Origin of the sequence: Clostridium sp. HGF2 (assembly GCF_964240115.1) — a bacterium.
Lineage (GTDB): Bacteria > Bacillota_I > Bacilli_A > Erysipelotrichales > Erysipelotrichaceae > Clostridium_AQ > Clostridium_AQ innocuum.
Map to the genome: position 1 here is coordinate 191,726 of NZ_CAXSSO010000001.1, position 20,317 is coordinate 212,042.

A 20,317-nucleotide genomic window follows, 5' to 3' on the forward strand; every position below is an offset into this window, starting at 1 on the left:
GGGAGGCTAGACTTGGAATTCTATTGAGGGTGCACCCCTAAAAAAATTTAGATCCACTAGCCTCAGGGAGGCTAGACTCCAGACAAAGAGGCTTCGGAAGAGCGAAAGCCATTTAGATCCACTAGCCTCAGGGAGGCTAGACTTGGAATTCTATTGAGGGTGCACCCCTAAAAAAATTTAGATCCACTAGCCTCAGGGAGGCTAGACAGGACAAAAGCAGGAATGACATATGGACCAGGCGATTTAGATCCACTAGCCTCAGGGAGGCTAGACATCAAGGAACAACTGGATGTACTCATAAGCAGTTATATTTAGATCCACTAGCCTCAGGGAGGCTAGACCGTGAAAAATCCCATGAAATCCCCTAAATGAAACAAATTTACGCAATTATAAAACTTTGGTTAATGAAAATTGCGTTGAAATTGTTACATTTGTGCGAATTTGAACAAAATGATGCGCGAACCTCCCAGGGAATTCATGTGAGCTTATGGTTCGCGCTGGATTATTTAATGGGATAACCATCTACTAGTATTATAACAGAAAAAACTCCGAATACATAAAAAGGATACATTCCAGTATGAAATAAAAATCGTATTGACCTCATAGGAAAATAACTGGACGGTTCATAATGAATATCATCCATTTGCTATCAGCGCTTTATTGAAACGGGATATGAGAAACCATGCTGCAGTGTATATTCTTCCAGACACAGATTTTTACGGTATATTTCTGTAGCGGCTTCAGTTCCTACATAACGGAAATGCCACGGTTCATTTGCTGTCCTGATATATTTGTTTATTCTCGGGATAACGTAAAATGAATCCGTATTTGTGAGCATTTTTAATTACCCATTGGTATTCCGGTGTGTCTCCGAATACCGCATATGTGCCGTCCATGACACTTTGACTGGTTAAATCCACACTCAATCCGAGCTGATGCTCACTACAGCCGGGCTCTGCTACCAGCTTCACAGCTGTCTGTACACCATAGGTCACCATATATTCATCATACACCTGCTGCTGTTCGTTATAAGGCCGATACGCACTGTTAATAGCTAGAATAAGCCCCTGCTTTTTCGCATCCTTATACATGCTTTCCAAAGCGTCTGCCGCATCCTTTCGCATTAGATTGTTTCCGTCATTGTGAGCTACAGGGATTTGAACAGCTGTTAAATTTTCAGGAACGTAGGTTTTCGGTACATAAAAGCCTCTTTTGATCATCAGTAATAGATGTTTTGGGTCATCAAGTGAATAGGATCGCTGAATTGTGATTGATGCTGAAGAGTTTATGGACGCATATGAAATACGCATTACTGCTTCAAGAGGCTTTAAGCCTGATTTCAGATAGTCAGGGACATCCTCCAGTATACGTCCGTTTATATGGATATAAGGTTGAATCTGTTTCCAGGTCAGCTTCTTATCCTTTATTGTTTTAAAATCAGCAAGACTGGTCTTTTTCATCAGTGTACGAAGGGTTGGCTGATCAAACCACTGGCTGCGTAAGGCTTGATAATAGTCTGCATAAAACTGATCAACATAAGCGACAGCTTCTTTTTTATCAGCGCCATTCTCTGCATATAGTTCATAATCCAGATAATGCTTATTGTTTTTCATCCGGTTCCATTTCGATATATCAATGTCTGACGCAAAGGATACATACTCATCGATCTCCTGTGCACTTAATGTCATTATAATATTGCGTTCATCCTTGTCATACCCTTTAAAAGCCAGCTGAATATGAGTTCGGTTTATGATTATCAGACTGACAGCTATACATATAAGCAGCACAATGACGGCTGCAATTTTTACTTTTCGTTTGACTCTTTTTCTTCTTTTCATACTTATATCTCTTAAAATTTCATAGTTAATAATACCATAAAATTTTACTGAAAACGAATAAAATTAAAATTTATACGATTTGTATTTATTTATGTCAGTATTTACAGAAAAAGAGTTCTGGAATATACAAAATTGGTTTGCATGAACATAGGGAGAGGCTGATGGAACAAAGGTGAATCGCAATAGGCAGCCTGATATTTCCCTCCTTTTAAACACAGATGGACAGGAAGATCTGACTGCATAAACGTATAAGAGCTTCTTTCTATTATGTTTCCAGCATCAGGGCATATGAAAGATGTTCATTACAGCATATTCTTATGGAATTCTGGTCGTGTTTACGATTCGGCGAATTCTGTTGAAGTACTCCGGATCATTATCCTCTTTGATGGCGTACAGTGTGAAGAGGGTATCCATCAGCATCAGCTGCGAAACGCTGGAGGAAATCGCCTCCGGACGAAATTTTGTTTCCTCTGAAATGGAGAATAGAAAAACATCACTTTTCCGGGCAAGAGGGGATGCGGCGTTGCTGGTGACAGATATGATTGGGACACCACGCTCCTTCAGTATATCCACGATACGCAAAATGTCCTTATTTCTTCCGGTATGCGATACGATCAGCGCACAATCCTTCTCACCCAGCCTTCCCGCATACATTAGCTGCATATGGTAATCCAGTGAGAACTGGCAGTTTAAGGAGGTTCGCAGAAACCGCTGATAGGCACTGTGTACAATGACAGAGGATGCCCCCATTCCAAACAGTCCGCAGGTTTTTGCTCTTCCTAGCAGATGTACGGCCTGTTCAAGGGAATCCTGATTCAATACCGCCATTGTTGAGGAAAGCGAGGTAATACCGCTTTGAAAGGTAACCTTTGCGATATTCATTGCTGTGTCGTTCTCATCAAGGGACGCAAAAAACGATTCGCTCAGATGATCAAATGGTTCACTCAGCTGCAGCCGCATTTCCTGATAGTTGCTATAGCCGACCTTTTTGGTGAATCGGGAGATAGCAGACATGGATACATCAATATCCTCTGCCAGCTCCTGAATGGATAAGTGTCTAGCGGTCGTTGCATGCTCCAGCAGATAATCGGCAATTTTTTTCTCCGTTTTACTCAAACCGTAATAATGACCCTTCACCCGTCCTGCAAATTCCATACTCATACATACACCCCGTTTCTGATACTTATATTATAACAGATATTGCGAAATGTGGTGTTATATTGGAAATTATTTTCAGCTATTGAAAAATTATTTTATATATTAAATCCAAATATGAAAATATTACCTGTCTGATTAACAGTGGATTATCCCGGATTACGAATGAAATGTGAAAATAAACGATATGATTTTTTTTCAACATAAATGAAAATAAACCTGAATATAATGGGATATATGAAGCTTTATCCCCAAGCTGTCACCAACGCATCCAAACTTGCGTTTACACGGATATAAACATTTCACAAATTGGAAATTATTTGCAATATATGATTGACAATATGGAAATTATTTTTATAATAGATGGTGTAAGCGCTATCTGCTGATGCGGATTGAGTGCACGGAAAGGAGATGAAGGAATGGAAGCAGGTTTAATCGGTTTGGGGAAAATGGGTCTTCATATTGCTATGAACATGCAGAGCAGTGGTATTCGTGCCTATGGGTATGACATACAGACAGGACCCCGAAAGCAGGCAAAAGCAAAAGGAATTCCGGTTGTACAAACGCTGCAGGAGCTGATTGCTGCTCTGCAGAAACCGCGTATAATCTGGCTGATGCTTCCGGCAGGGGACATAACCGAAAGCATGGTACACCAACTTGCAGAGTTGCTGGAGGAAGGGGATTACGTGATCGACGGGGGAAATTCATTTTACAGAGATTCGATACGTAATTATGAATTTCTAAAAAAGAAAAAGATACATTTCTATGATGCAGGAACCTCCGGCGGTATTCGCGGTGCCCTTGAGGGAGCCAACTTTATGATTGGGGGTGAACGTGAGCACTTTGCAGTTATCGAAGAGCTGATTCAACGCATTGCTTCGGATCAGGGGTATCTGTATGCCGGTGATGCGGGAAGCGGTCATTATCTGAAAATGGTGCACAATGGAATCGAATATGGCATGATGCAGGCCATAGGAGAGGGCTTTGAGCTATTACAGCACAGCCCCTATCCCTATGATAATGCACAGGTCGCAAGATTGTGGAATCACGGCTCTGTCATTCGAAGCTGGCTCATGAAGCTGGCTGAGGAGGCATTCAGAGAGGATGAAAAGCTGGATGCCGTGAAGGGAATCATGTATGCATCCGGAGAAGGACAATGGACAGTGGAGGAGGCAATGCGCTGTAATGTCAGCGTTCCGGTAATTTCCACAGCCCTGATGATGCGCTATCGCTCGTTGTATGAGGATACCTTCACAGGGAAAGTCGTCGCATCACTGAGAAAGGGATTTGGCGGTCACAAAACCGCAGAATGATGTACACGTTCAAGGAGGCAGAAATATGCAAATCACGATTGTACAGGCAGTAGTTATTTCCATCTGGATCGGTCTGGTCATGTCACGTTCATTTTTGGGAGGTGCCACAACGACACTGCGCTTTACCCCAATGATGACCGGACTGATCGTCGGTCTCGTATTCGGCCGTGTCGCTGAAGCGATGATTATCACCGCAGCGATTCAGCTGATCTATATGGGGGTCTTTTCTCCGGGAGGTCAGATGCCCTCCGAGCCTGCCATTGCCGCAGCCATTGCTGTACCGGTGGCATTGCTTGGAGATATGAAGCCGGAGGCAGCTATCGCCGTTGCTGTACCGGTTGGACTGCTCGGTTCCTATCTGTATCAGTTCCGCTTTTTCGTCAACACCTTCGTTATGCAGAAATTCACGGATAAATACGCAAAAAGTGCCAACGATAAAATGCTTACAATATCTATCATTTTCATTCCGATCCTGGTGGCCTTTCTGATTTTTGTTCCTTTCATGTTCGTATCTCTGTATTATGGAGCACCGGTTATCGCGGATATCGTACAATCCACATCCGGAAGCATCCTCTTCCATATTCTGGAGGTAATCGGAGGCGGACTGGCATCCATCGGTATCGCTGTTACGATTTATGTAATCGGAAAAAAGAATTATATTGCTTTCTTCCTGCTTGCCTACTTTGTCGCTGTCGTATTAAAGAGTCTGAATATCACAATGATTACGTATGCAATCATTGGTACCATCATCGCCTTTATCTTCGTTCTGTCTAAAACAGAGGCTGTGAGCATGTTCTCCGCTTCCGGAATCAATACTGCAGACAACGAGGAAGAGGATGACTATTAGGATGAAGTTATGGAAAGGTGGATACAATTATGAGTGAAATGCTGCAGAAAAGCGTGAATCTGGAACCGGAAGCAATAACGAAAAGGGATGTCAGCCTTGCATGGCTGCGCTTCTATTTCGCCAATGAGATTCCGCATTCCTTTGATAAATATATTGCACCGTCTCTGATGTGGGCGCTGATGCCGATTCTGAAAAAGCTGTATAAGGACAAAAAGGATTTATCTGAGGCCTACCAGCGTCATCTGCTGTTCTTCAATACACAGATATCGTGGGGTGGAGGTACCATAACAGGAATCATGGCTTCCCTGGAGGCAGCTCGTGCGCAGGAGGTGTATATGGATACACCCGTCACAATTGACGATGATCTGATTTACAACACGAAGGCCGGTTTGATGGGAGCACTGGCTGGTATCGGGGATTCCATTGACTCCGGTACGATTCAATATATCTTTATCGCCATCGCATTACCGTGGGCACAGCAGGGAAACGCAATCGGCGCCTTGTTTCCGTTCGTCATGTTCTCCTTGTATCAGCTGGTTATCGGCTATTACTTCGCACAGCTGGGCTTCAAGCTGGGGCGCACAGCTGCCACTGAGGTCGTCGGTACGAAGATGCAGATCATTATTGAAGCACTCTCGATTCTGGGACTGTTCATGATGGGGATTCTGGCAGCCAACTATGTCAAGGTATCCTCTACGCTGGCCTTTACCCTGTCCGGTAAGAAATTCGTAATTCAGGAAATCCTTGACGGTGTGATGCCGGGGATTTTGCCGCTGTTGACTGTGGGGCTGGTATATTTCTATTTCACTAAAAAGGGTTTGAATGTCACGAAGGCACTGATCGGTCTGACGATTATCCTCGGCGTACTGGCCGGCTTTGGCATTCTGTAACATTAAGGAGGAACCGTTATGGGTAAGGTAGTGTTGGCACGTGTAGATGCAAGACTGATTCACGGACAGGTTATGACGAGTCTGTCAAAATCCGCAGGGGCAACTGCGATATTTGTCGCAGATGATCCATCGGCACACGATCCGTTTACAAAGAATATCATTCTCGGTGCAGGCTCACGCACCGGCCTGAAGGTACGGGTTTTGAAGGAGGACGGTGCTGTACGATACTGGAATGACCGTCAGTACGATGACTATCATGTCATTCTGCTGACCAAGAGCATTGAGGTGATGGCAGATATCATACGGGGAGGAGTGCCGATGAAAGAGCTGAATCTTGGCGGTATTCCACAGAAACCGGGACTGACCTCAATCATTAAGGAGGTCGCAATCAACAAAGAACAGCTAAAGATTTTGCAGGAGCTGGAAAAAGACTATGGCATTGATGTATATTTTCAGGCGATTCCATCCTCACGCCGTGTATCTTTAAAAGAGGCTGCACGCCTGTTTGAGGAGCATTCCGCATGATTGGGATGCTGCTGGTCAGCCATGGAAGAATGGCGGAAGGAATGCTGGACAGCCTGGAGCTGATTATGGGAAGCTGTGACCGGATGCACACGGTTTCTCTTTGCGCAGGTGAGGATTTTGAAAGCTTTCGTGCAAAGGTCATGGAGGCTATACGACAGCTGGACAGTGGAGATGGTGTACTGGTATTTGTCGATCTTTACGGAGCTTCTCCGTTTAATGCGTCTGTTTATGCAGCGGCCCGAATGGCGCAGGAGGGAATAAGTGTCCGTGTGCTCGCCGGTATGAATCTGGCAATGCTGCTGGAAACCGCGGCAATGCGGGCATCCTCCTCCCTGCAGGAGCTTGTTGCGATTGCGGGGGCGGCTGGTCGGGATGGCATCAGTGAGCCGTTTGTGGTGAAGGAAGAAGAAAACGGGGAGGACTACTGATGAAAAAGGTTTTGATTACTCCGCGTTCCTTTGGAAAATATAATCGCGAGGAGCTGATAGAAAAGCTTCGACAGCATGGAATTGAACCCGTCTTCAATCCTTACGGAACGATTATGAATGAGCAGCAGATGTGCAGTGCACTTCAGGATATGGACGGACTGATTGTCGGTGTTGATCCGGTGAGTGAGGAGGCTCTGAGGCAGGCACCCAGACTGCGGGCTATCGCAAAGTACGGAGTCGGTATCGATAACATTGCCTGTGCATATGCGCAAGAAAACAACATCGCCATAAGCCGCACTGTGAATGCGAATGCCAATGCGGTTGCGGATTACGCCATGACTCTGTTGATGATTGTAGCACGGCGTGTTGTGGAAATTGATGAGGGCTGTCATCACAATGACTGGTCCAAAAAGGAAGCATTAGATATCTATGGAAAAACAATCGGTGTACTCGGACTGGGGGCTATAGGGAAGGGAGTCGTGCAGCGTGCCAGCGGCTTTGACATGCGTGTCTATGGATATGACATCATGAGGGATGATGCCTTCTTGAATAAATATAATGTATGCTTTACAGATGTGGATACAATCATACGGGAATGTGACTTCATTTCTCTACACCTTCCACTGACGCAGGAAACACGTCATATCCTGAATAAGGAAAATCTGAAGCGTGCGAAAAGCAATCTGATTATCGTCAATACGGCCAGAGGAGGACTGCTGGATGAGGATGCGCTGTATGAACTATTAAAGGAAAGGAAGCTTTACGGTCTGGGGCTGGATGTTTTTGAGCAGGAGCCGCCGCAGAACTCCAAGCTCCTGACACTTCCCAATGTGATTGTGAGTTCGCATACGGCCGCTTCCACACAGGAGGCTATTAACGCCATGAGCCGTATGGCGGTGGAAAATCTGATTTGTTCGCTGGAGGCATAGAGATACGTATCGATTACAGGATAAGGAGGAGCATATGGATAAGACAACTTTGCTGGCTGAGCTGAAAAAACAGAGGCTGGTAGCAGTCATTCGCGGTAAGGATGAAGAGGAAGTCACAAACATTGTGGATGCTGTATATCGCGGTGGAATACATTTCATGGAAATCACATATACAATACCACAGGCAGAACAGGTGATTGCGCATTTATGCAAGGCATATGAGCATTGTGATGATATCATTATCGGTGCAGGTACCTGTCTGGATATCGTATCTGCACGCATGGCAATTTCTGCGGGCGCGCAGTTTGTGGTCTGTCCGCATCTGGATACAGAGGTCATGAAGCTGTGCAACAGCTATCGTGTGCCCTGTTTTCCTGGGGCTGCCAATGTAAAGGATATGCTGGAATGTCTGCGCTATGGGGCAGATGTGATCAAGCTGTTCCCGGGTGATACCTTTGGTCCGAAGGCTGTCAGAGCCTTTAAGGGACCTCTTCCACAGGCGGATTTCATGCCGACCGGAGGGGTGAGTGCTGCCAATCTGACGGAGTGGCTGGACAACGGGGCAGTTGCGGTTGGAACCGGTGGAAGCCTCACGAAGGGAGCTAAAACAGGAGATTTTGAAGCTGTACGCCTGGAGGCGGAAAAGCTGGTGAATATTGTCCGTGCATATGATCAGCGATAAAACTGAGCTTCTTATTTTTGATATGGATGGTCTGCTTGTGGATACAGAGCGCGTCTATCTGGAGGGCTGGCTGTATGCCTTGAACAAGCAGCATGTTGCTATTGCGGAAGCCGTGGTGAAAAGCTGGGTGGGAAAAAGCTTTCATGATACACATGCATATCTGATGCAGGTATGCCATGAGGAAGCATTGTGCGCAAGGATTCGTAAGGATCGGGAACAGTATATCTATCAGTGTCTGGAAAATGGTACGCTGTCTGCTATGCCCTATGCACGGGATGCTTTGCAGGCAGCTCGGGAATACGGATACCGGACAGGGCTTGCGACCTCCTCTCTGAAAAAGCGCTCGACTGCCATACTCGCACATCTGGGCCTGCTATCCTATCTTGACATTCCTGTGTTTGCAGATGATGTAATAAAGCTGAAGCCTTATCCGGATTTGTATCTGGAGGTTTTAAGACGGGCACAGGTTCCCTGTGAGCATGCTGCAGCCTTTGAGGATTCCCTGACAGGTGTACAGGCGGCAGTAGCGGCAGGAATTCAAACCGTGCGGATACCGGATCATCGTTTTATTGATGTGGAGGATACGGCATCGGATGTTGACTGCGCTGAAAATCTGTCGTGTGTGCGAGCAATGCTGGAACAACTGAATACGTGAGGTGACGAAGATGGAGAAGGAAAGCGTAAAGGATGTAATTCTGCGTTATGGCGTGCTTCTTGGAAAAAGAAATACGGAAAGACAGAAAACGAATTTTTTGAGAGCGGCTCAGAAACAGCTGGAGCAGGCCGGATTTCCTGTGGATATCACCTGTGTATCCGCTTCGCTCATGAGGCGGGAGTCTGTAAATATGTATAATCTTTACGCTGGTGATTTCAAAAAAGCGGATGTGGTCTTCATCACGTATTATGATACGCCGCTGTGGCAGTTTTACCCCAAAGAGCAGAAAGCCTTTGATGCGAACTGGTCAAGGGGAAATTTCCTTCTCCATACCTTGCTGTTTCTATGCTGTATGATTGCGATTGCTGCATTTTTATACCTTACTGTGATTCCCAGTCTTCAGAAGCACGGATTTGTGAGTCTATGGGGAGCGGTGCTTGTACTCGTATGTTTGTTCGTTTTTTATGGGATTCGGCATATGCGTGGAGGAATAGCGGCAGGAAATACAATGGTGCGCAATTCTTCAAGTCTGATTGCCCTGTTTGCTTTGGCCTCTGATCTATCTGAACAGGAAAAGCAGCACGTAGCCTTTGCTATGATTGATGAGGGAACACGTTCTGAGTATGGTCTGCGCATGCTGCAGGAGTATATAGGGAAGAAGCGTATTCAGCGGGTGTATCTGGATTCCATCGGGAATGTCGGAAAGCTGCAGGGATTTGCTGACCGGCATATACTGGAGGGACTTCATGAGAAACTAGCAGAGCATGCGGAATGGCATGATTTGGCAGAGGATAAGCATGCATATGGGGATATTTTGTTAACGTCCGGCAGCTGCTATAATGGATGCGTATCACTGAAAATAGAAAAACGGACAGATAACAGTGATCTGGAACAGCAAGTCATTAAAGTGATACAGGTTCTAAAGGCGCTGATGATTTCCTGCGTTTCTTAAAAAGAGGTATATGAACAGGTTAATTTATAGGATACTGAAATTGATGTCATTTGTATTAATTCACCAAATCACACACATGTAAGCTATGCAGAAATGGCTTTGAAGGCCGGAAAGCATATTTTGGTGGAAAAGCCCTTTGCAATGAAAAGCAGTGATGCACAACGTGTTTTTACGCTTGCACAGGAAAAAGGATGCCTTGCATATACCAATCAGAATCGACGATTTGATGCGGATTTTCTTATATTGCAGGATATCATACAAAGTGGAAAGCTTGGTACGCTCATTGAAATAGAATCTCACTATGATTATTTTAAAACACGCCCCGTTGTAACACAGGATATGATTTTCAATTTGGGTATTCATACGATTGATCAAATGATAGCTCTGTTTGGTATTCCTGATAGAACAGATTATGATGTAAAAGGCATTCTTAATAAAGAAGAGGGAGCCGATGATTATTTTGATATTAAACTTTATTACGGTAAGCTTAAGGTCTCAGTTAAAACGAGCCTGTTTGTGAAGCTGCCATATCCCAGATTCCTTGTACATGGCACAAATGGCAGTTTTATGAAATACAGTCAAGGGCATCTGTTCGCAAAATCTGCACAGGAGCCTATTGAGGCTTCCTTTCTGCAGGAACCGGAGGATAACTGGGGAGTATTATCATATATGGATGAATATGGGAATGATATTACGACCCGCATTCCCTCCAGGGTAACGGATTATGGTAAGATTTATGATGACCTGTACGCATGTATTTATCAGGGAAAGGCTCCCTATGTGAAGGCGGAGGAGGTGGTTGCTGTTTTAAACATTGCAGAGGAGGCAGAGAAAGCGGCAGGAAATTGATGATTGCATACCGTTTTTAACTACGTACTGCTTTCCTTCTCTGTTATAGCTTAAACGGGACTGTTTTCAGAAAATGGCCGTCAATTCATTGATGTTGTGAAAGTAACATAGTATAATAAAAGTAACAACAAGGAGGTCGATTTTTATGGAAAATAAGACCATTATCACCATCAGCAGACAGTTTGGAAGTGGAGGACGTGAAATCGGTAAGAAAATAGCCGACCAGCTGGGAATACCGTTCTATGACAAGGAGCTCATTGAGATTGCTGCCAAAGAAAGCGGTATGGATAAAGAGCTTTTTGAAGAAGATGATGCCCGTACAAGCAAGGGGTTCCGACTCCTGGGTGCCTTGGGATATTCTCTGGGAGGACCATTGTCCACGATAACGGAATTATCATTAAATGATCGCTTGTATCTGGTACAGGAAGAAGTAATCAAGGGTGTGGCCTGTGAGGGATCATGCGTCATCGTCGGACGCTGTGCAGATTATGTGCTGCGGGAACGCAGTGATGTACTGAATGTGTATATTCATGCAGATATGGAGGATCGCAAAGAGCGTGCGGTTCATTCCTATGAGGTGGATGAACGCGATATCGAGGGCAGCATCAAGAAAATCGACAAGCGCCGTGCAAATTATTATGAGTACTATACGGATCGCAAATGGGGTCGTGCAGAGAATTATGATATCAGCATCAATTCCTCTACGTTCGGTATTGACGGCACTGTGGAAATTATTAAGATGCTCGCACAGAAAAAAGCATTATAAGGAATCATGCAGAAAGAAGAACATATAGTATAAAGGGCTGTATGTTCTTTTTCTGTACAAAATGTGAAGGCTTACGAAAGATATGCGTAAACCCACAATTTCACAAGATTGTTTGACAACATACGCGGCGAGTGTTGTTATACTACAGGTAGAAAGACACAAGGAGGTTTCTGTTTATGCAATGGAAATTGACTCACAGGCACAATCATGAGTGCATTGAAAATAAAGGCGGTAAAACACTCAGCTATGATCCCAATCTCGGTATTCAGATTATCGAGCAGGACGGCTTTGCGTTTAAAGATCTGGATAATAACGGAAGGCTCGATCCTTATGAGGACTGGCGTCTGCCGCTTACACAGCGAATTCAGGATTTCACCAGCCGGTTTGTTTTATGGCAGGAGGGGGACTGCCTGTATTATCGCAAGGGAAGGATCGAGCTGTCCAGAGAATTCTGTGACTGGATGAAAAATTGTGACTGCCGCACAACCATACTGCAGGCTTCTGACCTTTTACAGGAGGATGAGGAATACCTCAGAGAAAACTATATTCTGGCAATGCTGCTGCTGATGTTTGATAATGACTTTGACATGGGAAAGGAAGATTATCTGCTCCAGCTGATTGTACAGAGTATGGATTTGGGAGTTCTGGAAAACATCATCTACTCTATCATGGAGGCTCTAAAAAAATATGTGACAAAACGCTCTGCAGGAGTACAGCAGGAGCTTATCTTATAAACAGCACGAAATTGTGCTGTTTTGTTTTTACATCCGATACACAGTTTCATGTTTGTTCCTGTATTTGATATTACCTATATTTAGTATTGTGGAATACCTTCCTTTTCGTTATAATTCCGCTCATAGAAGAAGTGGAGGGATGTCCTGAAAACCTTTATGCTACACCACCCTAATTGCATGGAATGCAATATGCATTCGTTTGACCCCAGAAAAAAGGCCATACGGACAGCCAGGTCAAATGCCGATTATTGTGACTGTAAAGTCTTGTTGTTGGTTTAAAGCCAGTTTTATGAGTATCGATACTTGTAAGATCAATAAGAGTAATAAAGGCAGATGTTTGTCGTATAGACTCAGGATATCCCGTATATTTTATTATTATGAACATAGAATCATACAGCACAGCGGATATAACAGGATCAGTATGCACGTTTGCATATGCAGGTATTATACTCACTAAGAAAGTGAGGACATGATGAAAAAAACGATTATTTTTTGTATGGCAGCGGTACTGCTTTTCGGCTGCAGTGTGAAAACGGAGGAAAAGGAAAATTATAGTGATGAAATGAAGATAGCACATACAGTGGATCTGTCAGAAGATGACGGGGCAGACAGTGTGGAGCGTGAGGGTGATCAAAAGGAATCACCATATTTCAAGCATCCGGATTTCTATCATATGAAGTCTACCGATACGCTTACCTTGCTGTCGAAATTTAAAACGATGCAGCAGACGAGTGAATGGAGCTGCGGTGTGGATGCGGCACTCATGGTATTGCAGTATTACGGGAAGCTCGGTAAGCACAATGAGGAAACACTTGCGCAGCTTCGCACAAATAAACTGAAAAGTGAGGCTACCTCTTTACAATCCATGATACAGATTTTCGAAGGTGTTGGAGGGTTTCAGATTCATTCAACGTATGATTACAGGGAAAGCGATTATGATAAAATCAATCTGCGCATGATTCAGGATTATTTAAAAAAAGGTATACCGGTTATGGTGGCATGGAATGACTGGGGAGGACACTGGCAGGTAATCATCGGATATGATACCATGGGGACGGAAACAACACAGGATGATGTTCTTATCGTGGCGGATTCCTATGATACAACAGACCATAATCAGGACGGCTATGGTATTTACCCTGCAGAACGTTTTTATTATAATTGGACGATGTATGATTTCTTTTCAAAGAATTACGGAATAGCGGAAAGAGATAAGCTGTTTATTGCTGTAGAGCCGAAAGCGTAAATGAAGGGAAGCTTTGTGCCTGGATATGCGGTAGGACACTCGATATCTTAATGAAGGGGCTGCTGTCCTGCTTTAGGCATACTGCAGGTTGACGATTGTAACTGTTGATAGAGCAGAAGAAACAACACCATATCTGTTGCATGTATACAGTCAGATACATCACAGACAGGTATATTCATAATATGGAAAGCAGGCTATGAACTCATTATAAGCAAAAAAGACAGAATCATGAACCTGAGAAGGTTCTCAGGCTTGGATTCTGTCTTTTGTTATGAAATGGCAATCATCCTATGCAGATGCAGAGAATAGATGCAGGTCGTGATACTATGCTTTGGATATAAGATATGCATAGCCTTTTTATACATAGCAAGCTGTCCCTTATATCGTTGTATGAATTCCGCATCCTCTTTGAGAGAATCTGTCTTGAAATCAAGGATGATCATACGGTCGTTTTGAATGCTGACAAAGTCCATATAGCCATGTAGAATTTGCAATCCGTCCTTAACCATAAACGGCATTTCATGATGGACATCCCCTCTGTATGCCGACAGATAATCCGGATCCTTTCCCAGCTGCAGCAATGTCTGAATATCCCATTCCTTCAGCTCCAACAACTGCTGATTGGCGACTTGGAGAATAACATCACGACTCCATATAGGAGCCTGAAGTGCCTCTATCATTTTATGCATCATGGTTCCATAATCACTTCCCTGCATGTCATCGTCAAATGTAAACGCAGGCAGCTCCCTTGCCTCTTGTGCGGAAGCGGTTACCAGTTCAATGCTTTTGGATGGCTTTTCATATACCCGGAAAGGATGATCTACGCCTGCCTCTGCCTGTTGCACCTCACTGTGCCAGAGGCGGTGCACCTCCTTTATAGTAAAGAGTGGACTTGGGTTGCATAGAAACGTTTGTAAAATCCATGATGTATAGCCATTGCGGTTGTATACCTGCGACATGCTCAACGGATGCTTATAGGCATCAAGCTCAAGTATACAGTCAACGATATGCATCTGTGTCTGGGCACGGGTGGTTGCCACGTAGAGAATGCGCATCTCCTCCTCCAGCTCTTCCTTATCCTTTTTATGTTCCATGGCGATTCGCGGTATCGTTGTGCGGACATAGCGCTGCGGTAAGTCCATTGCCTTCATTGCCAGCCCGAGCTCGGAATCACTGATACAGAAATCCTTAAATTCGATCGGTGTCTGCTTATCGGTAGACCATAGAAATACGACGGGGAACTGCAGACCCTTGGACTGGTGGATACTCATAACACGGACCACATCCGCCTCAGCGCCAATCGGAATCGCCTCTGCTGTCTGAGCATCCTTGATCTGTTCGATCTGTGAAAGAAAGGAGGATAATCCGGAGGCATACTGATCCTCAAACTGTACAGCCTTTTCAAACAGCAGATCCAGATTGGTTTTTTCCTGAATGCTTGTATGCAGACGATAATAATCCTGCATCTCATACAGTTTATTTATGAGCTCACTGATGCGCAGCCTGCCATGTTGGAAAATCAGCTCCTGTAATATTTCAAATCCGGGAAACGGATGCTCACAGAACCAGGAATAATAGGATTGTCCCTTTTCCTTCTGCAGCTTGGCCTGTGCGAAATCCATAGTTGATTTACGAAAAAGCGGTGACAGCATAGTGGCAGTAAAGCTGATATCATCGTGCGGATGCAAAATACACTTCATTGCGGACAGAATCACCTGTACGGCATTGGATTGATAGAATCCGTATTTGATATCAATGAAATACGGGATATTCAGCTCATCGAAAATCTTCTTCATATCATCCTTGCGGGCATTTCCACGGACGAGGACAACAAAGTCCTTCCACTTTCGCTGTTCGCGCTCCTTAATTTCCAAAATCTGATTGGCAATATAGCTTGCCTTTAATTCATTTTTGGAAACGATAATCCCCTCTGCTTCCTTAATTTCGTTATGGTATACAGCATGAAAACAGATGGGAACATTATCCTCGTTCTGCGCAGGGACACCGGTTTCTACATCATCCTCTTTTGCATAGCTGCAGGAAAATCCATCGATATTCATCAACAGCTTAAACAGGTCATTATTAAAATCGACAATCATTTTCTTGGAACGGTAATTATTTGAAAGATAAATAACCTCATCAAATACTCCGCGATGATCGATCAGTCCCTTCATCAAAGACGGCTTGGCATGACGGAATCCATAAATTGACTGCTTGATGTCTCCAACACGGAATACATTGTTCTTTCTGCAGATCAGCATTACCAGCTGGTTTTGAACATCATTGCTGTCCTGAAATTCATCCACCATGATTTCAACGAATTTTTCACGATAGATATCAGCAACACGGCCACCCTTCGCCTGTAAAATTTCCAGAGCGAAATGCTCCATATCATCAAAGTCGATGACCTTATGCTCTTCCTTTATCCTTGCATAGGCGCTGCGATAATCCCTGCACATGTCCACCAGCTTTTTTATATAAGGATACAAGTAGCGGATATCCCGCATGAATTCATCCTCACTGAATAGGATTTCCAGTTGTGCATCCTCTAAAGCAAGAAGACTTTTTCTCAGGCGCGCATATTCCTTATCCTCCTTATCCGGGCTTGGAGGTATAACGGCGTGTACAATGGCGAGAAAGGCAGCACGGTAAGCCTGATAATCCTGATTTTGCAAGGCCTGATGCAGGTCCTGAAGAGCAAGCAGCTTCTGTTCCACTATAGCGTGTTTTTTTACCTGATCATCATATTTTAACCGGTAAAGCTCATCTATACGGACCAGCGTTTCTTCATAACGTGCAGTTTGCACAACGAGATATTCAAAGAAATTCTCATAAATCTCTTTTGGTAAATCCTCCAGCAGATGCTTTTCATGATAATTCTCTGCCAGAGAATCCAGCCAGGCTTCCGGATCGGATTTGCTGGAGGCCAGTCCTGCAAGATTCATAATCATGGTACGCAGGGCCTCATCGTTTTCCGCTCTTGCTGAAAACATCTGACACAGCTGCAGAAAGCTTGCATCTTGCAGCTGATACTGTTTCGCAAAGGCTTCCTCCAGGGACTGCTGCTGAAACAGAACCATCGTTCCGTTATCCATAATGCTTTTGATACGCTGCGGATCCAGTCCGAGAATGTAATAATATTCCTGTATGATGGAAAGGCAGAAGGAATGGATGGTTGATATATGTGCTGTCTGTATACCCGTCAGCTGTCTGGTGATATAGCTTTTCTCTTCTTCTGTTCGGGCAGCGGTCAACGCCTTCTGCAGCTCTGTGGCCAGACGCTTTTTCATTTCGTTTGCGGCAGCTTCCGTGAAGGTCATGGCAAGAATGGAGTCAATGGAGACATGATCCTTCATGACCAGATCCATCAGACGTGCAATCAGCACGGTGGTCTTCCCGCTTCCTGCGGATGCGGATACCAGGATATTGCGTTCCTTTGTCTGAATCGCCTTCAGCTGCATGGGATTCCATTCAGGCATCTTCCTCACGTCCTTTCTGTTGCTGATAGATATCGTCCTCTACCTCCACCAGCTGTGTTTTTTCTGCATATATGCCCTTAAATCGGCAGATTTCATAATAGCTGCAAAACATACAGGCCTCTTCCATCGGCAAACAGCGAATGTCCCCGTTTATGATTCTGTTACCGATCATTTGATACATTTTTGTAAAATAACGTTCGATACTGCCGAGATCATACAGCTTGCGCGGCTTTATGATCCCCTCCTTATTCTGACTCACACCAACAATGTGTGCGCCGTTGTCATCCAGTGCCTGTATATCACTGTCCATGACCCAGCCGTTCATGCGATGTGCCTTGTGACGGATTTCTTCATATTCCTCTTTACTGGATGGAAGATGTGTTACCGGTTTTCTCCGGGACAGCTTGCCTGCCGTATAAGGGATATTTTCATTTTTTAACGAAACGTAGAAGGATCCCAGAACACGTTTATGAAATTCTTTACTGCAGACGATGGAATAGGTTAGCAGCTGCAGCTGCAAGGCGGCAAATACGTTAGTCTCCGACAGCATTTTGGCAGAGCTTTTATAATCCAGAATACATAAGAATTCATCCGACGCATCGATGCGGTCAATATATCCCTTTAATGCGAGGCTGATGTCATCCCCTAGGGGAATGCTGTAATGAAACTCCTTCTCACGAAGATACGGAGATAATATGGAATGCTGTTCAAAGTCATCCAGCAAGCCCAAGGTCTGTGTCATAGAGGTAAGTATTCGCTGTGCAACATTTTCCAGCTTTTTTTCCAGAGATGGAAACACATCCTGCATAATCCGAATTTCCTTCATCAGCACTTCTTCGATTTTTTCCTCTGCCACCTTTGTATAGGCCTTCCCATATTTCCCTGTAAAGGTCTCCAGAAGGTAATGTGCGAGAGTGCCGGCATAGGAATCCGGAAAGCCGACCTTCATCGGTTCCCGCAGGGAAAGACCATAGCGCAGAAAGTAAGAGAACGGACATTTAACATAGCGTTCCAGAGCGGAAATGGAGCCCCGGATCATTTTATCTTTAACAAACAGAGCCTGTGCCATTTCAGGAGACAATGTAATGTTGGTGGAAACAGGTTCATAGCTGCTGTACAGCGGATAAGCTACTGAACCCGCTTTTGGATTCGCATGCTGCTTCTGGACATAGTCCTCAATTTCCAGGGCAGCCTCCATTCCTTTTCCCTCATAGGTGCCGAGCGGATAGGATACATATACGGATGGTGCTGCGTACAGCATTGCGGATATCTGTTCCAGATAAAACTGATAACGTCGTTCCATGGAAGGATAGGCTGAAATCAATGCGTGATAGTTCTCATCGAAAATGCCTTTTTTTGTTTGAAAGGCAGGATAGTCTTTTTGTGTACATCCCAGAATAAATAAATGCTTTCGGCAGAAGGGGGACTGGCGCAGATCACAGACGATGGCTCCGCTTCTTTCTTTGGGAGCACTGCTTTGTGTCATACCGTCAAGGAAGTACAGAAAAAATGCAATATCCTCTTTTTCTAATATATAAGGATGGAGCTCCTTCAGCATCGCCTCAATATCCAGAAGAATTTTGGTATCTGCATCGTCCCTGCGCAGAGATTCTCTGACATAGGAAGCAGCGGTCTGTATCATCGCTTCCATCGATATCGGCTGTTTCAGCGGACGCAGATAGACCACCAGCTGTTGACGAACCAGCTCAGCCTCTTCTTCCAGCTTTTGCAGCTTGGCCAGCTCAAGTGCATCGAGAATATGTCCCTCATCCTCAATCTGCTGTAAATGGTCAAAGGCTTCCTCGATATTACAGGAAAATACATCCAGATAATCCTTCAGCTTCTGCAGCTGTTCCATGTGTACGACACCGCAATCCAGAACACGGAGAAGATTTTCCGTATCCGGCTTCAGATAATAAGAGAACAATGCGGAAAAGCGGTGTGGCAGTATACTCGCATGGGAATCCTTCAGCAGTGTATACGGTATTTGATAACGCTGGAAAATCTGTGCAAGAATCGGCTTATAGGTTGCATTGGCAAGGGTGATATGAATATCATCCGCATCCAGATCGTGCTCGATAATATATTGTGCACATGCTTCAATTTCCTGGCGCTTGTTTACAGCATGGAAAAACAATGGCATTGGCTCATACACCGGCGGAGTACAGCGCTGTGCCCCCTGCGCAACCAGCGCCTGTATGAGCTGTTCTTCCTCCAGCGTGTGATACACATCCAGAATATGCAGATCATCCAGCCGCTTTGTTTTTATATTCGTTAATGCTGCACGCTGCTGTTTGGAAGGCACGGCAATATCCGTGAGCTGAGAAAGGATTGCAAACAGTTCTTTTTGTGCTTCACTTTCCTGAGGCAGCTCACTCTGGGGGATGTTCCAGAAATAAATGGAATCCAGAAACGACCTGCATTCGTTCAGAAATACCGGGGAGTCCGCCACCTCACGATAGATTTTCAGCTGCGGAAGGATTGTCTGTATCCGCTGCTTATACTGATATAAGGCAACATGTCTGGACGGTACTGCAACATTTGCCTGCTGCTGCAGCCATCCCTGCAGAGTGTTCAGCTTCAGTCCCAGCAAGCCGCTGCGTGTTTTTAAAAGCTCCTCGCGCAGAGCTGCGTGCAGGTAGGCTGGGGCAATAAGGGTGCTGCCGGGACCCAATTTCTGTAAAAATGTCATATTGTACCTCCTGAAAATGTTGTTTTGATTTTTGGCGTGCTGCTTACTACAGGATAATCATATCATATTGCCCGCATAACAGCGATGAAAAAAGCTCTGTATAAATATGGAATGGAAGCGCGCTGCCTGTGTTATTTCATCTATAGTCTATACGGTAGCTGATAGCTTTCCAACATGAGTAGTATGATTATAATATCAAGCAGAAAAAAATACAAATGAAAAACGATGGAATGTCATATTTTCCACAGGTGCAGAATGCGTAATCCCACAAACATACCTTTCCAGACCAAATGGTAAAAAAGGTGATAAATAAAGGCTGAAATTGTATTTTTAGGCA

Annotated in this window: 17 protein-coding genes and 1 CRISPR repeat array; of the genes, 13 read left to right on the forward strand and 4 right to left on the reverse strand. The window is 44.6% G+C overall.

The window, feature by feature from the left end; genetic code table 11:
* The first annotated feature begins 45 nt into the window (after nucleotides 1-45).
* Nucleotides 46-341: direct repeats of the CRISPR family, unit length 32 nt; unit sequence ATTTAGATCCACTAGCCTCAGGGAGGCTAGAC.
* Between the two features lie 429 nt (nucleotides 342-770).
* Nucleotides 771-1,838 carry a M15 family metallopeptidase gene (locus ACESPQ_RS00860; protein WP_257328038.1) on the reverse strand — a complete coding sequence of 356 codons (1,068 nt, stop codon included), beginning with the start codon at nucleotides 1,836-1,838 and terminating at the stop codon, nucleotides 771-773.
* A 315-nt stretch (nucleotides 1,839-2,153) separates the two neighbouring features.
* On the reverse strand, nucleotides 2,154-2,999 hold the full coding sequence (locus ACESPQ_RS00865) for a MurR/RpiR family transcriptional regulator (RefSeq protein ID WP_373143779.1): 846 nt from the start codon (nucleotides 2,997-2,999) through the stop codon (nucleotides 2,154-2,156).
* Between the two features lie 413 nt (nucleotides 3,000-3,412).
* On the opposite strand from ACESPQ_RS00865, the gene gnd reads away from it, so the two are divergent.
* The 13 genes from gnd (at nucleotide 3,413) to ACESPQ_RS00930 (ending at nucleotide 13,809) form a co-directional block, all read left to right on the forward strand.
* Nucleotides 3,413-4,306, forward strand: a complete 894-nt coding sequence (gene gnd, locus ACESPQ_RS00870) for a phosphogluconate dehydrogenase (NAD(+)-dependent, decarboxylating) (protein ID WP_109769870.1) — start codon at nucleotides 3,413-3,415, stop codon at nucleotides 4,304-4,306.
* Between the two features lie 25 nt (nucleotides 4,307-4,331).
* Complete coding sequence (locus ACESPQ_RS00875) at nucleotides 4,332-5,153, forward strand: PTS mannose/fructose/sorbose/N-acetylgalactosamine transporter subunit IIC (RefSeq protein WP_002606210.1); 822 nt, start codon at nucleotides 4,332-4,334, stop codon at nucleotides 5,151-5,153.
* A gap of 29 nt (nucleotides 5,154-5,182) precedes the next feature.
* Entirely contained in the window at nucleotides 5,183-6,043 is an 861-nt protein-coding gene (locus ACESPQ_RS00880; RefSeq protein WP_008816431.1) for a PTS system mannose/fructose/sorbose family transporter subunit IID, read from the forward strand.
* An 18-nt stretch (nucleotides 6,044-6,061) separates the two neighbouring features.
* On the forward strand, nucleotides 6,062-6,568 hold the full coding sequence (locus ACESPQ_RS00885) for a PTS system mannose/fructose/N-acetylgalactosamine-transporter subunit IIB (protein WP_002606208.1): 507 nt from the start codon (nucleotides 6,062-6,064) through the stop codon (nucleotides 6,566-6,568).
* Nucleotides 6,565-6,996, forward strand: coding sequence for a PTS sugar transporter subunit IIA (locus ACESPQ_RS00890; protein WP_257334189.1), 432 nt, complete (start codon nucleotides 6,565-6,567; stop codon nucleotides 6,994-6,996). Before ACESPQ_RS00885 ends, ACESPQ_RS00890 begins: the two co-directional genes overlap by 4 nt.
* Nucleotides 6,996-7,925, forward strand: coding sequence for a phosphoglycerate dehydrogenase (locus tag ACESPQ_RS00895; RefSeq protein WP_118002345.1), 930 nt, complete (start codon nucleotides 6,996-6,998; stop codon nucleotides 7,923-7,925). The genes ACESPQ_RS00890 and ACESPQ_RS00895 overlap by 1 nt, the downstream gene beginning before the upstream one ends.
* A 34-nt stretch (nucleotides 7,926-7,959) precedes the next feature.
* Nucleotides 7,960-8,607 carry a bifunctional 2-keto-4-hydroxyglutarate aldolase/2-keto-3-deoxy-6-phosphogluconate aldolase gene (locus ACESPQ_RS00900; RefSeq protein ID WP_002606205.1) on the forward strand — a complete coding sequence of 216 codons (648 nt, stop codon included), beginning with the start codon at nucleotides 7,960-7,962 and terminating at the stop codon, nucleotides 8,605-8,607.
* Nucleotides 8,594-9,262 (forward strand): HAD family hydrolase, encoded by a 669-nt coding sequence (locus ACESPQ_RS00905; RefSeq protein ID WP_002606204.1) that lies wholly within the window; start codon nucleotides 8,594-8,596, stop codon nucleotides 9,260-9,262. Before ACESPQ_RS00900 ends, ACESPQ_RS00905 begins: the two co-directional genes overlap by 14 nt.
* A 10-nt stretch (nucleotides 9,263-9,272) precedes the next feature.
* Nucleotides 9,273-10,214, forward strand: a complete 942-nt coding sequence (locus ACESPQ_RS00910; RefSeq protein WP_373143780.1) for a hypothetical protein — start codon at nucleotides 9,273-9,275, stop codon at nucleotides 10,212-10,214.
* Between the two features lie 39 nt (nucleotides 10,215-10,253).
* On the forward strand, nucleotides 10,254-11,063 hold the full coding sequence (locus tag ACESPQ_RS00915; protein ID WP_373143943.1) for a Gfo/Idh/MocA family oxidoreductase: 810 nt from the start codon (nucleotides 10,254-10,256) through the stop codon (nucleotides 11,061-11,063).
* 145 nt (nucleotides 11,064-11,208) lie between these two features.
* On the forward strand, nucleotides 11,209-11,829 hold the full coding sequence (locus tag ACESPQ_RS00920) for an AAA family ATPase (protein ID WP_044903471.1): 621 nt from the start codon (nucleotides 11,209-11,211) through the stop codon (nucleotides 11,827-11,829).
* A 176-nt stretch (nucleotides 11,830-12,005) separates the two neighbouring features.
* A complete protein-coding gene (locus ACESPQ_RS00925) occupies nucleotides 12,006-12,563 on the forward strand; it encodes a hypothetical protein (RefSeq protein ID WP_002606200.1) in 558 nt (185 codons plus the stop codon).
* Nucleotides 12,564-13,035: 472 nt separating this feature from the next.
* Entirely contained in the window at nucleotides 13,036-13,809 is a 774-nt protein-coding gene (locus tag ACESPQ_RS00930) for a C39 family peptidase (RefSeq protein ID WP_373143781.1), read from the forward strand.
* 269 nt (nucleotides 13,810-14,078) lie between these two features.
* Here the strand turns inward: ACESPQ_RS00930 and ACESPQ_RS00935 are convergent, their stop codons facing one another.
* A complete protein-coding gene (locus ACESPQ_RS00935) occupies nucleotides 14,079-17,288 on the reverse strand; it encodes a UvrD-helicase domain-containing protein (protein ID WP_257376925.1) in 3,210 nt (1,069 codons plus the stop codon).
* Nucleotides 17,281-19,980, reverse strand: a complete 2,700-nt coding sequence (locus tag ACESPQ_RS00940; protein WP_257376924.1) for a PD-(D/E)XK nuclease family protein — start codon at nucleotides 19,978-19,980, stop codon at nucleotides 17,281-17,283. The genes ACESPQ_RS00935 and ACESPQ_RS00940 overlap by 8 nt, the downstream gene beginning before the upstream one ends.
* Nucleotides 19,981-20,317 lie beyond the last annotated feature (337 nt).